Origin of the sequence: Burkholderia sp. CpTa8-5, from assembly GCF_017815045.1 — a bacterium.
In the GTDB taxonomy this organism is placed as follows: domain Bacteria; phylum Pseudomonadota; class Gammaproteobacteria; order Burkholderiales; family Burkholderiaceae; genus Burkholderia; species Burkholderia sola.
The window spans coordinates 36,096-50,302 of the sequence record NZ_JAGIQD010000012.1; the positions used below are offsets into that span (position 1 = coordinate 36,096).

General features: G+C 67.1%; 12 protein-coding genes. 9 read left to right on the forward strand and 3 right to left on the reverse strand.

Annotation, left to right across the window (positions count from 1 at the left end):
• Nucleotides 1–46 precede the first annotated feature (46 nt).
• Nucleotides 47–1,207, forward strand: coding sequence for a signal recognition particle-docking protein FtsY (gene ftsY, locus J8I35_RS19375; protein WP_209926599.1), 1,161 nt, complete (start codon nucleotides 47–49; stop codon nucleotides 1,205–1,207).
• A 96-nt stretch (nucleotides 1,208–1,303) separates the two neighbouring features.
• Here the strand turns inward: ftsY and maiA are convergent, their stop codons facing one another.
• Nucleotides 1,304–1,948: a maleylacetoacetate isomerase gene (gene maiA / locus J8I35_RS19380; protein ID WP_209926600.1), complete on the reverse strand. Its 645-nt coding sequence runs from the start codon at nucleotides 1,946–1,948 to the stop codon at nucleotides 1,304–1,306.
• Between the two features lie 181 nt (nucleotides 1,949–2,129).
• Here maiA and ybiB point away from each other — a divergent pair, with 181 nt between their 5' ends.
• Nucleotides 2,130–3,104, forward strand: coding sequence for a DNA-binding protein YbiB (gene ybiB / locus J8I35_RS19385; RefSeq protein WP_209926602.1), 975 nt, complete (start codon nucleotides 2,130–2,132; stop codon nucleotides 3,102–3,104).
• Nucleotides 3,105–3,481: 377 nt separating this feature from the next.
• Complete coding sequence (gene leuA / locus J8I35_RS19390; RefSeq protein ID WP_209926609.1) at nucleotides 3,482–5,128, forward strand: 2-isopropylmalate synthase; 1,647 nt, start codon at nucleotides 3,482–3,484, stop codon at nucleotides 5,126–5,128.
• Between the two features lie 132 nt (nucleotides 5,129–5,260).
• Here leuA and J8I35_RS19395 read toward each other — a convergent pair whose 3' ends face one another.
• Both J8I35_RS19395 and J8I35_RS19400 read right to left on the reverse strand, forming a co-directional pair.
• A complete protein-coding gene (locus J8I35_RS19395) occupies nucleotides 5,261–5,644 on the reverse strand; it encodes a nuclear transport factor 2 family protein (protein WP_011886076.1) in 384 nt (127 codons plus the stop codon).
• A gap of 45 nt (nucleotides 5,645–5,689) precedes the next feature.
• On the reverse strand, nucleotides 5,690–6,259 hold the full coding sequence (locus J8I35_RS19400) for an acyloxyacyl hydrolase (RefSeq protein WP_209926611.1): 570 nt from the start codon (nucleotides 6,257–6,259) through the stop codon (nucleotides 5,690–5,692).
• Between the two features lie 359 nt (nucleotides 6,260–6,618).
• Here J8I35_RS19400 and rpoH point away from each other — a divergent pair, with 359 nt between their 5' ends.
• The 6 genes from rpoH to J8I35_RS19430 all read left to right on the forward strand — a co-directional run bounded on the left by rpoH (nucleotide 6,619) and on the right by J8I35_RS19430 (nucleotide 14,195).
• Nucleotides 6,619–7,554: an RNA polymerase sigma factor RpoH gene (rpoH, locus tag J8I35_RS19405; protein WP_089488834.1), complete on the forward strand. Its 936-nt coding sequence runs from the start codon at nucleotides 6,619–6,621 to the stop codon at nucleotides 7,552–7,554.
• 359 nt (nucleotides 7,555–7,913) lie between these two features.
• Nucleotides 7,914–8,195: a cytochrome oxidase putative small subunit CydP gene (cydP, locus tag J8I35_RS19410; RefSeq protein WP_027806881.1), complete on the forward strand. Its 282-nt coding sequence runs from the start codon at nucleotides 7,914–7,916 to the stop codon at nucleotides 8,193–8,195.
• Nucleotides 8,185–9,765 (forward strand): cytochrome ubiquinol oxidase subunit I, encoded by a 1,581-nt coding sequence (locus J8I35_RS19415; protein ID WP_089488835.1) that lies wholly within the window; start codon nucleotides 8,185–8,187, stop codon nucleotides 9,763–9,765. The genes cydP and J8I35_RS19415 overlap by 11 nt, the downstream gene beginning before the upstream one ends.
• 31 nt (nucleotides 9,766–9,796) lie before the next feature.
• A complete protein-coding gene (gene cydB / locus J8I35_RS19420) occupies nucleotides 9,797–10,933 on the forward strand; it encodes a cytochrome d ubiquinol oxidase subunit II (protein WP_050014841.1) in 1,137 nt (378 codons plus the stop codon).
• 61 nt (nucleotides 10,934–10,994) lie between these two features.
• Complete coding sequence (gene cydX, locus J8I35_RS19425) at nucleotides 10,995–11,117, forward strand: cytochrome bd-I oxidase subunit CydX (protein ID WP_060733353.1); 123 nt, start codon at nucleotides 10,995–10,997, stop codon at nucleotides 11,115–11,117.
• A gap of 591 nt (nucleotides 11,118–11,708) precedes the next feature.
• Nucleotides 11,709–14,195, forward strand: coding sequence for a family 20 glycosylhydrolase (locus tag J8I35_RS19430; protein WP_209926613.1), 2,487 nt, complete (start codon nucleotides 11,709–11,711; stop codon nucleotides 14,193–14,195).
• Nucleotides 14,196–14,207 lie beyond the last annotated feature (12 nt).

Here is a 14,207-nt window from a genome sequence, read left to right on the forward strand (position 1 = left end):
GCGCCCCGCCCTCGGCGGCGGCCCGCCCTCTTCCCGACGCCAGACCATGTTCAGTTTCTTCAAACGATTCAAGAAAACGCAGGAGCCCGATCCGGCGGAATCGCAATCGGCCGACGCGCAGCAAGCGGACGAAGCGTCCGACGCCGACGCGCCCGCGCCGGAGGCGCCGGCCGCGGCCGACGTGCCGCAGGCGAACGCGCAAGCGGCCGCGCCGGCCGTCGTGGTGACGGTCACGCCGACCAACGACGGCCGCGACGAAGTGGTCGAGACGGTCGAGATCGTCCCGCCGCCGCTGCAGGACGCGTCCGCGAAGAAGTCGTGGCTCGCGCGCCTGAAAACGGGGCTCGCGAAGACGGGCTCGAGCATCACCGGCGTCTTCGTCAACACGAAGATCGACGAGGACCTGTACGAGGAGCTCGAAACCGCGCTGCTGATGTCCGACGCGGGCGTCGACGCGACCGAGTACCTGCTCGACGCGCTGCGCGAGAAGGTGCGCGCGGGCCGGCTGACCGATCCGCAGCAGGTGAAGGATGCGCTGCACGACCTGCTCGTCGAGCTGCTGACGCCGCTCGAGAAATCGCTGATGCTCGGCCGCGCGCAGCCGCTCGTAATGATGATCGCCGGCGTGAACGGCGCGGGCAAGACGACCAGCATCGGCAAGCTCGCGAAGCATCTGCAGAGCTTTGACCAGTCGGTGCTGCTGGCCGCCGGCGACACGTTCCGCGCGGCCGCGCGCGAGCAGCTGGCGGTCTGGGGCGAGCGCAATAACGTGACGGTCGTGCAGCAGGAAAGCGGCGATCCGGCCGCGGTGATCTTCGATGCGGTCAGCGCCGCGCGCGCGCGCAAGATCGACGTGATGATGGCCGACACGGCCGGCCGCCTGCCGACGCAACTGCACCTGATGGAAGAGCTGAAGAAGGTGAAGCGCGTGATCGCGAAGGCGCACGACGGCGCGCCGCACGAGGTGCTGCTGGTGATCGACGCGAACACCGGCCAGAACGCGCTCACGCAGGTGAAGGCATTCGACGACGCGCTGGGCCTGACCGGCCTGATCGTCACGAAGCTCGACGGCACCGCGAAGGGCGGGATTCTCGCCGCGATCGCGCGGCAACGGCCGGTGCCCGTCTACTTCATCGGCGTCGGCGAGAAGGTCGAGGACCTGCAGCCGTTCAGCGCGGTGGAATTCGCGGACGCGCTGCTCGGCTGAACGCCGCCGGCTCGCATCGCACGGGGCGCCTTCGGGCGCCCTTTTTCATGCGCGCCCGATCCTGCTCGCCGCGGGGCCGCCACACTCGTTCGGCGCTTATTCGGCGTCGGGCTGCACGCCCGGCTCGGCGGCCTTGAATGCATCGAGCGTCGCCGCATGGTCGGCGATCCGCTGGATCGTCGGGAAACGCGTGGTGTCGATCGCAAAGCGGTTCGCGTTGAACACCTGCGGCACGAGGCACACGTCGGCGAGCGTCGGCGTGTCGCCGAAGCACAGCTTGCCGGTGCGCGGATCGTTCGCGAGACGCGCCTCGAGCGTGTCGAAGCCCGCCTCGATCCAGTGCCGGTACCACGCGTTCTTTGCGTCTTCGGGCACATTCAGCGTGTGCTTCAGGTACTTGAGCACGCGCAGGTTGTTGAGCGGGTGGATTTCGCACGCGATCTGCAGCGCCACCGACCGCACGTACGCGCGATCGACCGGCTGCTTCGGCAGCAACGCCGGCTCGGGATGGGTTTCGTCGAGATATTCGATGATCGCGAGCGACTGCTGCAGCGTCGCGTCGCCATCGACCAGCGTCGGCACGACCCCATCCGGATTCAGCGCGCGGTATGCGTCCTTCAGTTGCTCGCCGCCGTCGCGCAGCATGTGCACGGGCGCATAGTCGAACGGCAGCCGCTTCAGGTTCAGGGCGATCCGCACGCGGTACGACGCGGAACTGCGGAAATAGCTGTAGAGCTTCATGGGATGTCTCTCTTTTGGTCGTATTCGGCCGGCGGCGGCACGGGCGCGGCGCAGCGGGTGCGTACGCCGCCGGGAACCAGAGTGTAGCGCGGCACGGTGCGCGGCCGCGCCCGTGCGATACTCGGGGCATTCCTCACCGCTCACCGCGCGGCCCGATGCCGGCCGCCCGCCCCACGTTCCGATGACCGCTTCCCACGATCCCGCCGTCGCTCCGTTCCCTTGCGCCCGCTTCATCAAGGAAATCGGCCGCGGCCCCAACGGCGCGCGCGCCCTGTCCGCCGAAGACACGTTCGAGCTTTATCGCGCGATGCTCGATGCGCGCGTGTCGGACGTCGAACTCGGCGCAATCCTGATCGCCTATCGGCTGAAAGGCGAATCCGCCGACGAACTGGCCGCGATGCTCGCCGCCGCGCAAGCGTCGTTCGAGCCCGTGCACGTACAGGACGCCGCGTTCCGCCCGGTGTCGATCCCGAGCTACAACGGCGCGCGCAAGCAGCCGAATCTCGTGCCGCTGCTCGCGCTGCTGCTCGCGCGCGAAGGCGTGCCGGTGCTGGTGCACGGGGTGGAGCGCGATCCGGGCCGCGTGACGAGCGCCGAGATCTTCTCGGCGCTGTCGCTCGCGCCGTCGACGTCGCACGATGCGATCGAGGACACGCTCGCCGAGCGCCGCGTCGCATTCGCGCCGATCGACGTGCTGGCGCCCCGCATCGCGCACCTGCTGTCGATGCGCGGCGTGCTCGGCGTGCGCAACTCGACGCATACGCTCGTGAAGATCCTGCAGCCGTTCGCGCCGGCCGGGCTGCGGCTCGTCAACTACACGCATCCGCCGTACCGCGACAGCCTCGCGCAGCTGTTCCGCGACCATCCGGACGCCGCGCGGGGCGGCGCGCTGCTCGCACGCGGCACCGAAGGCGAAGCGGTGGCCGACACGCGGCGCCAGGTGCAGGTCGACTGGCTGCACGACGGCGTGTGCGACACGCTGATCGACGCCGAGCGTTCGTCGACCGACGCGCCGCCCGTCGCGCTGCCCGAGTCGCGCGATGCGGCGACCACGGCCGCGTGGACGGACGCGGTGCTGCGCGGCGAGGTGCCGGTGCCCGACACGGTCGCGCGACAGGTCGCGACGATCGTGCAGATCGTCCGCGTCGCGCGCTGACGGCGCGGCGGCGACCTGCCCCTTTATCCCGACATTTGACACGCGAGCGCATCCTGGCATAGAGTGGCCGTCATGCGTTCCTTTCCGAACACCCTCCGAATTACCTCCGGCCGCCTAGCGCGGCCGCTATCGCTACGACTAGCCTAAGGCTGTCGTAGCGCCGTGTGCTGTTCGCACGGTCCTCCCAGCAGTTCCCCGCCGTACCCCTCTCGCAGTTTTTACAACCCGAAGTCGTCAGCATTCGTCCGTCCATCCGTCGGCCGATTCGCGAAGATCATCCGCATCCGCGGCGCCATCGCGCGCCGGGTGCGAGGCAGCGCCAACCGGCGCCCGTGCCGCGCGTCTTCGCTCGCGACTTGAGACCCGAGGTCCAGAAGATGATGCGCAATCCGCAAGACAAGTACCGTCCGTTCGAGCCCGTCCGCCTCAATGGCCGCCGCTGGCCGGCCCGCACCATCGAGCGTGCGCCCGTGTGGATGAGCACCGACCTGCGCGACGGCAACCAGTCGCTGATCGAGCCGATGAGCATCGAGCAGAAGCTCGAGTTCTTCGACATGCTGGTCGCGATCGGTTTCAAGGAGATCGAAGTCGGTTTTCCGTCGGCGTCGCAAACCGACTTCGATTTCGTCCGCAAGCTGATCGACGACAAGCGGATTCCCGACGACGTGACGATCGAAGTGCTCGTGCAGTCGCGCGAAGACCTGATCGCGCGCACGTTCGATGCGCTCGAAGGCGTGCCGCGCGCGATCGTGCACCTGTACAACGCGGTCTGCCCGTCGTTCCGCCGCATCGTGTTCGGGATGTCGAAGGACGACGTGAAGGCGCTCGCGATCGACGGCACGCGCATCATCAAGGCACACGCGGCCGCGCGCCCCGATACGCACTGGACCTTCCAGTACTCGCCGGAAACCTTCAGCATGACCGAGCTGACGTTCGCGCGCGAGATCTGCGACGCGGTCGCGCAGACCTGGCGCCCGACCCGCGACCACAAGATGATCGTCAACCTGCCGGCCACCGTCGAGGCCGCGACCCCGAACGTGTTCGCCGACCAGATCGAATGGATGGACCGCAACCTCGCGTATCGCGACAGCATCGTGCTGTCCGTGCATCCGCACAACGATCGCGGCACCGCGGTCGCGGCGGCCGAACTCGCGCTGCTCGCGGGCGCCGACCGCATCGAAGGCTGCCTGTTCGGCAACGGCGAGCGCACCGGCAACGTCGATCTCGTCACGCTCGCGCTGAACCTCTACACGCAAGGCATCGACCCGGGCCTCGACTTCTCCGACATCGACGCGGTGCGCCGCGTCGTCGAGCGCTGCAACCAGATTCCCGTGCATCCGCGCCATCCGTACGCGGGCGACCTCGTGTTCACCGCGTTCTCGGGCTCGCACCAGGACGCGATCCGCAAGGGCTTCGCGCAGCAGCGCCCCGACGCGATCTGGGAAGTGCCGTACCTGCCGATCGACCCGGCGGATCTCGGCCGCAGCTATGACGCGGTGATCCGCGTGAACAGCCAGTCCGGCAAGGGCGGCGCGACGTTCCTGCTCGAACGCGGAATGGGTTTCACGCCGACGCGCCGCGTCCAGATCGAGTTCAGCCACGCGGTGCAGACGCTCGCCGACGCCTCGGGCGAGGAAGTGACGGGCGACGCGATCTGCGCGCTGTTCGCGCGCGAATTCTTCGAGACCGACGGCCCGGCCGCGCGCCACGGCAGCGGCGCGCGCTGGCAAAACCGCGAGATCGCGGTGACGCCCGCCGCCGATGCGACACCCGACGACGCCGCGCGACATTTCGCCGCGGCATTGGCAGGGGCCGCTGGCGCCGCGATCGACGTCGCGTCGTGCGAGCACACGCGCACCGCGGACGGCCGGATCGCGGTATCGGTCGGCTGCCGGGTCGGCGACGCGCCGCTGCGGCATGGGGTCGGCGTGCACGCCGACGCGGCGGTCGCGGCGCTCGATGCGGTCGTCAGCGCGATCAACCGCTCGGCATGGCACTGCGCGGACCACCGCGCGGCGGCCTGACCGCTCAGGGTTGAAACGTCAGCGAGCGGTGCGTGACCGCCCGTGCGCCGCGCGATCCGCGCCGCACGAGACAGCAAAAAGCGGCTCAGAAGGCCGCTTCGGTCGGGACATGAAAACGAGCGCCACCCGCGCTCACGTCTCGGTCGCGCACCGCGTCGCCTGCCATGCGAGCAACCGCCACTGCCCGTGCTCGTGCGTGTGCACGGCCGTGTAGGCGATCGGAAACACGAGGCCGCCGTTGTTCGTTTCCATCTCGATCAACGCGCGCCCGGTCACGACGCAGGTGGCATCGCCGACGGGCAGCAGGTCCTGCGACTGGATCTCGATCTGACGATAGCGGCGGCGGCCGGCGACGATGGCGTCGATGAACTGCTGCTTGGTTTCTCGTTTGCCGTTGGTGTGCACGAAGAACACCTTGTCCGACAATTGCGCGTCGAGCGCCTCGCCGTCCCCGTCGACCATCGCCCGGAACCGATCGCGCTCGAGCGCGCGAATCGCATCGACCACCTTCGCCATCGCCTGACTCCTCGGCAACGCGCCCGCCGTGCGCCGGCGTGCGGATCAGAAGTTGTACTGCACGTAGAACTGGTGGAAATTTATACCAGGATTCGGCTCTTTGATACCCGCGTTAGACACATGTTGGAAACGGTAACCCACCTGATACTGTTGCCGTTCGCCGAACTGCGCGCCGACGCCGACGACGTCCGCGAACTGGAACGATGTCGACAGCGACAGATTGTTCGAGATCGTCGGATGCGTGAGGAACCGGATGCCGGCGCCGGCTTCGACGAACGGGCGAACCTGGCCCGCGCTCTTGACGAAACGGAACATCGGCGTCGCGCCGAATTCACCGATGTTGGCGTGCACGTTGCCGCCGGTGTGCCAGTAGCCGACATGGCCTTCCATCACGAACGCGAAGTGCCAGCCGCCGATTTCCCACCAGTTCCAGCCCGGATCCCAGACCACGCCGAGATCGGCCTTGTCGATCCCGTGGCGATCGGAAAATCCGCCGCCCGCCTGGATCCCCCACCGGTCCGCGAACGCGGCGCCCGATCCGCCCAGCAGCGACGCGGCCAGCAGCGCATGCAGCGCAAGCCGGTTTCGGGGCCGGCGGTTCTTCTTATTGTTCATCTGACACTCCAACTTTATGGGTTGAATGGAGCCTTGCCGCAGCGGCCGGCCCGAGCGAACTGAATGGTATGGTAAAGGACTTTTCGAATCGGCATCGCGAAGCGAAATTGTTTGCTTCCAAAACTACAAAAATCGAAAACGTCTACTGATTACTATCGGAAACAAGCACTTACGGAACTTCGTACCACCAGCGCGGTCGCAAATTAGACTATCGACTCGAACGACTCGATAGAAAACCGGGAACTTGGATGCCCCCGTGGCCTCTAAGGAATTAGCACTCGGATTGTGGGAGTGCTAAGATGGGCTCCGGAATCTCATCCGAGACCAACGGTTTGTCCCTGATTCCAAAGGAGTTTTTAGTGAGCCACGCCCTGACCCTTCCGAACACCCTGAGCCCGACGCCGGCCAAGGCCGAATCGGCAGGCTCGCTGGCGCTCGCAGCCCAATCGATGTTGCCGGGCCAGCTCGGCAACATCGACGCGTACATCCAGGCCGTCAACCGCATTCCGCTGCTGACCGCCGAGGAGGAACGCCGGTATGCAACCGAATTCCGCGAAAACAACGACCTCGACTCGGCGCGCCGCCTCGTGCTGTCGCACCTGCGTCTCGTCGTGTCGATCGCGCGCAACTATCTCGGCTACGGCCTGCCGCACGGCGATCTGATCCAGGAAGGCAACATCGGCCTGATGAAAGCGGTGAAGCGATTCGACCCGTCGCAAAACGTGCGCCTGGTGTCGTATGCGATTCACTGGATCAAGGCCGAGATCCACGAGTACATCCTGCGCAACTGGCGCATGGTGAAGGTCGCGACGACGAAGGCGCAGCGCAAGCTGTTCTTCAACCTGCGCAGCCACAAGAAGAGCATGCAGGCGATGACGCCCGAGGAAATCGACGGCCTCGCGCAGGAGCTCAACGTCAAGCGCGAAGAAGTCACCGAGATGGAAACGCGCCTGTCGGGCGGCGACATCGCGCTCGAGGGCCAGGTGGAAGACGGCGAGGAATCGTACGCGCCGATCGCCTACCTGGCCGACTCGCACAACGAGCCGACCGCCGTGCTCGCCGCGCGCCAACGCGACATGCTGCAGACGGACGGCATCGCGCAGGCGCTCGACGCGCTCGATGCGCGCAGCCGCCGCATCATCGAGGCGCGCTGGCTGCAGGTCGACGACGACGGCTCGGGCGGCTCGACGCTGCACGATCTCGCTGCCGAATTCGGCGTGTCGGCGGAACGCATCCGCCAGATCGAGGCGAGCGCCATGAAAAAGATGCGCACCGCCCTCGCCGAATACGCGTAAATCCGCGGCGATCCAAAGCGCCTCAGCGAAAACCGCTGCCCGACCGGCAGCGGTTTTTTTTCGTCCGGTTTCCGCAGCTTTTCCTCTGCTTTTCAGCCGTTTCGCTCTCCGTTTTTGCGTCGATTAATTGAACTGATTCATCAGGCATTACGCCATGTGCGGCGCCCTTCCGCATAACCTTGATCCATCTCAATTTTTACCCCCTGTTTCGCGACGGTCTGCCGCATCGCAGCACTCGGCATCGGAAAGCAGTCCTTTTAAAATTGGCATGTCAGGCGCAAAAGGATTAAAACAGCTTCACGGCCGTCATAAATCCGACGTAAAGTCGCCCCCAATCCGACGTAAATCGATTCAGGATAATCGCCTTGATCTCGATCAATAAAGAGCCTGCGCCGCCTTCGCGGCCGGCCGGCACGATCGGCTGGCGTGCGCGCATCGCCGCATGGGCACGCGGTCCCACCCTCGCCCGCGACATCACCCTGGTGCTGATCGTCAAGCTGATCCTCCTGATGTCGCTCAAATACGCATTCTTCAATCATCCGCAGGCCGAGCACATGTCGTTGCCGCCTGCCGCCGTGGCCGAGAAGCTGCTCTCGGTGCCGGCGCCTGCATCTACCGAGGGAGACCATCATGATAAGTAGTGAAGTCGTCGATCTGTCACGTCTACAGTTCGGCATCACGGCGCTCTACCACTTCCTGTTCGTGCCGTTGACGCTCGGCCTGTCCTGGCTGCTCGTCATCATGGAAGCCGTCTACGTGATGACCGGCAAACAGGTCTACAAGGACATGACCCAGTTCTGGGGCAAGCTGTTCGGCATCAATTTCGCAATGGGCGTGACGACCGGCATCACGCTCGAATTCCAGTTCGGCACGAACTGGTCGTACTACTCGCACTACGTCGGCGACATCTTCGGCGTGCCGCTCGCGGTCGAAGGCCTGATGGCGTTCTTCCTCGAATCGACGTTCGTCGGCCTGTTCTTCTTCGGCTGGAACCGCCTGTCGAAGGTCAAGCACCTGATCGTCACGTTCCTCGTCGCGCTGGGCTCGAACCTGTCCGCGCTGTGGATCCTCGTCGCGAACGGCTGGATGAACAATCCGGTCGGCGCCGAGTTCAACTACCAGACGATGCGCATGGAAATGACGAGCCTGTTCGACGTGCTGTTCAACCCGGTCGCGCAGGTGAAGTTCGTGCACACGGTGTCGGCCGGCTACGTGTCGGCGGCGATGTTCGTGCTCGGCGTGTCGTCGTGGTATCTGCTGAAGAAGCGCGACGTCGACTTCGCGCTGCGCTCGTTCGCGGTCGCGGCCGGCTTCGGCCTCGCGGCGACGCTGTGCGTGATCGTGCTCGGCGACGAATCGGGCTATACGACCGGCGAAGTGCAGAAGATGAAGCTCGCCGCGATCGAATCGGAATGGGAAACCCAGCCGGCGCCCGCGTCGTTCACGCTGATCGGCATTCCGAACCAGGCGGAACAGCGCACCGACTATGCGATCAAGATTCCGTACGCGCTCGGCCTGATCGCGACGCGCTCGATCGACGAACCGGTGATCGGCCTGCGCGACCTCGCGAAGCACAGCGAGGAGCACATCCAGAGCGGGATGATCGCGTACGGCGCGCTGCAGAAGCTCAAGCAGGGCGACACGAGCGACGCGACCCGCGCGCTGTTCGACCAGCACAAGCAGTATCTCGGCTACGGGCTGATGCTCAAGCAGTTCACGCCGAACGTGACCGACGCGACGCCCGAGCAGATCAAGGCCGCCGCGAAGAAGACGATTCCGCCCGTCGCACCCGTGTTCTTCTCGTTCCGGATCATGGTGTTCCTCGGCTTCCTGTTCGTCGCGACGTTCGTTGCCGCGTTCTGGTTCTGCGCGCGGCGGCAACTGCTGCAGGACAACCGCCGCTGGTTCCTGCGCTACGCGGTGTGGGCGATCCCGCTGCCGTGGATCGCGATCGAATTCGGCTGGATCGTCGCCGAGCTCGGCCGCCAGCCGTGGACGATCGCCGGCGTGCTGCCGACGCACCTGTCCGCGTCGAGCCTGCAGCCGAGCGACCTGTACCTGAGTCTCGCCGGGTTCATCCTGTTCTACACCGCGCTGTTCGTCATCGAGATCAAGCTGATGTTCAAGTACGCGCGCCTCGGCCCGTCGTCGCTGCATACCGGCCGCTATCACCACGAACTCGTCGCTGCCGGCGAGCGGGCCGCCGTCTGAGCACGCACTCGCAACGGAACAAGGAATCGCTATGGACTATGCAACTCTCAAGCTGATCTGGTGGGTGCTCGTCGGCGTGCTGCTGATCGGCTTCGCCGTCACCGACGGCTTCGACATGGGCGCGACCGCGCTGCTGCCATTCCTCGGCAAGACCGACGAGGAGCGCCGCATCATCGTCAACACGGTCGGCGCGACGTGGGAAGGCAACCAGGTGTGGCTGATCACGGCCGGCGGCGCGATGTTCGCGGCCTGGCCGCTCGTCTACGCGGCGTCGTTCTCCGGCTTCTACTTCGCGATGCTGCTCGTGCTGTTCGCGCTGTTCTTCCGGCCGGTGGGCTTCGACTATCGCAGCAAGCGGCCGGACCCGCGCTGGCGCGCGGGCTGGGACTGGGGCCTGTTCGCCGGCGGCTTCGTGCCGGCGCTCGTGTTCGGCGTCGCGTTCGGCAACCTGCTGCAGGGCGTGCCGTTCAAGTTCGACAGCGACCTGCGCGTGACCTACTACGGCGGCTTCTGGGCGCTCTTGAACCCGTTCGCGCTGCTGTGCGGGCTCGTCAGCCTCACGATGCTCGTCGCGCACGGCGCCGCGTTCATCAAGATGAAGACCGACGGCGTGATCGCGCGCCGTGCGTCGATCGCGCTGCGTGTCGCGTCGTTCCTCGCGGTCGTGCTGTTCGTGCTGGCCGGCGTGCTGGTGGCCTCGTATATCGGCGGCTTCCACATCACCCACGCCGCGCCGACGGACACCGTCGCGAACCCGCTGCTCAAGGACGTCGCCGCCGGCGCGGGCCTGTGGCTCGCGAACTACGGCGACTATCCGTGGATGATCGCCGCGCCCGTCGTCGGGATCGCGGGCGGCGTGCTCGCGCTGCTGCTCGCCGGCTCGAAGCAGGAAAAGACGGCGTTCTTCTGCACCGGCCTGATGATCGCCGGCGTGATCCTGACCGCAGGCTTCTCGATGTTCCCGTTCATCATGCCGTCGTCGCTCGACCCGCGCAGCAGCCTGACCGTGTGGGATTCGACGTCGAGCCACATGACGCTGCAGGTGATGCTGTTCGCGGTGATCGTGTTCCTCCCGATCGTGCTGATCTACACGGGCTGGGTGTATCGCGTGATGCGCGGCAAGGTCACGCACCAGACGCTCGAAGAAAACAAGCACTCGATGTATTGATGCATTGAACCGGCCGGGGCGCGCAGGCGCCCTCGCCTACCGTTTCGCAAGGAGTCTGACCATGTGGTATTTCAGCTGGATTCTCGGTATCGGCGTCGCGCTGTCGTTCGGCATCGTCAACGCGATGTGGCTCGAAGCGCGGCAGAAGACGCAGGAAGCGTCCGTGCGGGCGCGCCGCGACTGACACACCGATGCACTGACGGGTGACGCGCGCGGCCAGATCGATCGCGCGCCGCCGTCCGGAAGAGAAAGAACCTCGCTTCGCGCGAGGTTTTTTTTCGTCCTGGCCGCGCGGGCACACGTCGTGCATCGATGCCAATTTAGCGCCAGATTGATACCACTTGAATACCAATAAAAGGTTTCATAAGATCGTTGGACACGGCCGCTGACAGGCCGATTCCTTCTGGGTGGGGGAGACATGCGATTCCCGTGTGTGGCGTGCGCCTGCGCGCCGTGTCGACGTCCGTGTTCCACGGTGCGCGCCGTCGTCGTGCTCATGCTCGTGCGCGGCCAACCGGGCGCCGCCGGCCGCGGCCGCCTCGTCGCCGCGGCGAACGTCATGGGCCGCCGATGAATCCGCGCACGCCGCCGCGCCGATCCGATCGGCACGCATGCCCGCCTCCCGTTCCGTAACGCACGCCCCCGCGTGCCGATTGTGCGCGGGGCTGCCGCATCGCCCCGCGTGCTGGTATCTCCCGCAGCTCCACTGAAAGACCCGATCGCAGCGACGTCGCGTCACGGCGCCGCCACGCCCTCTTTTTCTCAGGAGTTCGAATTGAAGCGTACCTTGCCATCCCTCATTGCCGGTCTGCTGATCGCGGTGCTGTCGCCCGCTGCGATCTCGGCGCTGCCGGCGTCGGCCACCGCCGGCGCGACCGCCGGCAGCGCGCAAGCGGCCGCCGCCCAGGCAGCCAGCCTCGCGACGCAGCTGTCGAACGGCCTCGCGTTGCGCGTCGCCGTCGACAACAACCACGCGGCCGCGGCCGGCGTGCCGTGCGCCGATCTCGGCGCAGACGGCGCGGCCTGCGCGACGGGCCGCCTGATCCTGCAAAACCGCGGCCACCAGGCGATCGCCGACGGCGGCTGGAAGCTCTACCTGCACAGCATCCGCCGCCTGCTGCGGATCGATCGCCCCGGCTTCGCGCTGCGGCGGCTCACCGGCGACCTGTACGAACTGACGCCGCAGCCGGGCTCGGTGCGGCTCGCGCCCGGCGAGCGCATCGAGCTGCCGTTCGTCGCCGAATACTGGCTGCTGCGCTACAGCGACGTGATTCCGCGCCCGTACGTCGTCGTCGACGGCGCGCCGCCGGCCGTGCTGCGCTACAACGACACCGACAACGAGCTGCGCTACGTCGAATCGCTGCCGGCCGACGCGCAGAACAACTCGACCGGCAACGCGCCGCCGGTGGCCACACGGCCCGATCCGGCCCGCGCGCTGCCGAGCGTGAAGCGCGAATTGCCGCTGCCCGGCACGCTCGAGCTGCGCGGCGTCGAACTCGCGCTGCCGGACCTGCCTGACGCGCAGGTCGCGGCGCTGCGCGAGCGCGCGACGACTCTCGGGCTCGACGGCGCACGCGTGCCGGTGCGCGGCTTCGTCGCGCCGCGCCGGCTGCCGGCCGACCTCGCGACACCGGGCGGCTACCGGCTCGCGATCGGGCCGCGCGGCGTGCTGATCGAAGGCTACGACCGCGCGGGCCTCTACTACGGCGTGCAGACGCTCTATTCGCTCGCGCCGGCCGGCGGCGGCGCGATCCCGGCGATGCTGGTCGAGGATGCGCCGCGCTTCACGCATCGCGGGATGCACGTCGACCTCGCGCGCAACTTCAAGCAGCCGGCGACGCTGCGCCGCCTGATCGACCAGATGAGCGCGTACAAGCTCAACCGCCTGCACCTGCATCTGTCCGACGACGAAGGCTGGCGCATCGAGATTCCCGGCCTGCCCGAGCTGACCGAGATCGGCTCGCGCCGCTGTCACGACCCGGGCGAGACGCGCTGCCTGCTGCCGCAGCTCGGCTCCGGCCCCGACAACCGCTCGGGCGGCGGCTACCTGACGCGCGACGACTACGTGGCGCTCGTGCGCTACGCGGCCGCGCGCTTCGTGCAGATCATCCCCGAGATCGACATGCCCGCGCACGCCCGCGCGGCCGTCGTGACGATGGAGGCGCGCTACCGGCGGCTGCACGCGGCCGGCCGCGAGCAGGAAGCGAACGCGTATCGGCTGCTCGACCCGCAGGACACGACGAACCTGACGACGGTGCAGTTCTACGACCGGCGCAGCGACCTGAACCCGTGCGTGCCGGGCGCGCTCAACTTCGCGTCTAAGGTGATCCGCGAGATCGCGGCGATGCACGCGGACGCGCAGGCGCCGCTGCAAACCTGGCACTACGGCGGCGACGAAGCGAAGAACATCTTCCTCGGCGGCGGCTTCCAGCCGCTGAACGGCACCGATCCGAACAAGGGGCGCATCGACCTGGCCGCGCAGGACAAGCCGTGGGCGCGGTCGCCCGCGTGCACGGCGCTGCTCCAGCGCGGCGAGATCAAGTCGATCGACGAGCTGCCGACGCGTTTCGCGAAACAGGTGAGCGCGGCCGTCGACGCGAACGGGATCGGCACGATGGCCGCGTGGCAGGACGGCATCAAGCACGCGAACGGGCCGCAGGATTTCAGCACGCGCCACGTGATGGTGTCGCTGTGGGACACGATCTTCTGGGGTGCGTCGGACAGCGCGCGCGACCTGAGCGGCAAGGGCTACCAGACGGTGCTCGCGCTGCCCGACTACCTGTACTTCGACTTCCCGTACACGCTCAATCCGCGCGAGCGCGGCTACTACTGGGGCTCGCACGCGACCGACGAGTACAAGGTGTTCTCGCTCGCGCCGGAGAACCTGCCGCAGAACGCCGAAGTGATGGGCGACCGCGACGGCAACGCGTTCGAGGTGACGGGCACGGGCCCGGCGCCACGCATCGAAGGCATGCAGGGCCAGGCGTGGGGCGAGGTGATGCGCAACGACACCTTCCTCGAATACATGACCTACCCGCGGCTGCTCGCGCTCGCCGAGCGCGCGTGGCACCGGGCCGACTGGGAGCTGCCGTATGCGGCCGGCGTGCGCTTCAAGCGCGGCGACACGCATCACGTCGACGTCGCCGCGCTGCAGCGCGACTGGGCCGGCTTCGCGACGCTGCTCGCGCAACGCGAATTGCCGAAGCTCGAGCGCGCCGGCGTCGGCTACCGGAAGCCGACCTTCACGCTGACGAATCCGTGAACGGCTGAAGAA

Bases quoted from the DNA above. Each gene is read 5' to 3' on its own strand.
- ftsY (WP_209926599.1), top strand. From the start codon at position 47: ATGTTCAGTTTCTTCAAACGATTCAAGAAAACGCAGGAGCCCGATCCG.
- maiA (WP_209926600.1), bottom strand. From the start codon at position 1,948: ATGAAGCTCTACAGCTATTTCCGCAGTTCCGCGTCGTACCGCGTGCGG.
- ybiB (WP_209926602.1), top strand. From the start codon at position 2,130: ATGACCGCTTCCCACGATCCCGCCGTCGCTCCGTTCCCTTGCGCCCGC.
- leuA (WP_209926609.1), top strand. From the start codon at position 3,482: ATGATGCGCAATCCGCAAGACAAGTACCGTCCGTTCGAGCCCGTCCGC.
- J8I35_RS19395 (WP_011886076.1), bottom strand. From the start codon at position 5,644: ATGGCGAAGGTGGTCGATGCGATTCGCGCGCTCGAGCGCGATCGGTTC.
- J8I35_RS19400 (WP_209926611.1), bottom strand. From the start codon at position 6,259: ATGAACAATAAGAAGAACCGCCGGCCCCGAAACCGGCTTGCGCTGCAT.
- J8I35_RS19415 (WP_089488835.1), top strand. From the start codon at position 8,185: ATGATAAGTAGTGAAGTCGTCGATCTGTCACGTCTACAGTTCGGCATC.
- cydB (WP_050014841.1), top strand. From the start codon at position 9,797: ATGGACTATGCAACTCTCAAGCTGATCTGGTGGGTGCTCGTCGGCGTG.
- cydX (WP_060733353.1), top strand. From the start codon at position 10,995: ATGTGGTATTTCAGCTGGATTCTCGGTATCGGCGTCGCGCTGTCGTTC.